This is a genomic window from Pseudomonas sp. AC083, from assembly GCF_979253165.1.
Genome location: NZ_CEEDDH010000375.1, coordinates 1 through 231, shown reverse-complemented (window position 1 = coordinate 231; position 231 = coordinate 1). Strand labels below are relative to the sequence as shown.

The 231-nt window shown below is 38.5% G+C and carries 1 protein-coding gene; it reads left to right on the top strand.

Features of this window, described 5'->3' with window-relative positions:
* The first annotated feature begins 6 nt into the window (after positions 1-6).
* Positions 7-162, top strand: coding sequence for a PTS lactose/cellobiose transporter subunit IIA (locus tag AC0IXA_RS28250; RefSeq protein WP_471815034.1), 156 nt, complete (start codon positions 7-9; stop codon positions 160-162).
* The last annotated feature ends 69 nt before the right edge of the window (positions 163-231 follow it).

The window sequence follows — 231 nt, the reverse complement described above, 5'->3', positions numbered from 1 at the left end:
CTGCACTTGTCGCTGATTCAAAAAGAAGCGGCAGGTGAACAGCTTCCGTTTTCTTTACTGCTGATACACGCAGAAGATCAAATGCTCACAACAGAGACCATTCATCTGCTCGCCATCGAAATGATCGAAATGTGTAAAAAAATAAATACCCTGTCAAAATAGATGTCAATGAATAACCAATTTCTGTTATAATCATTCGGTAGATAAAGAGAAAGCAGGATTGGTGAATGA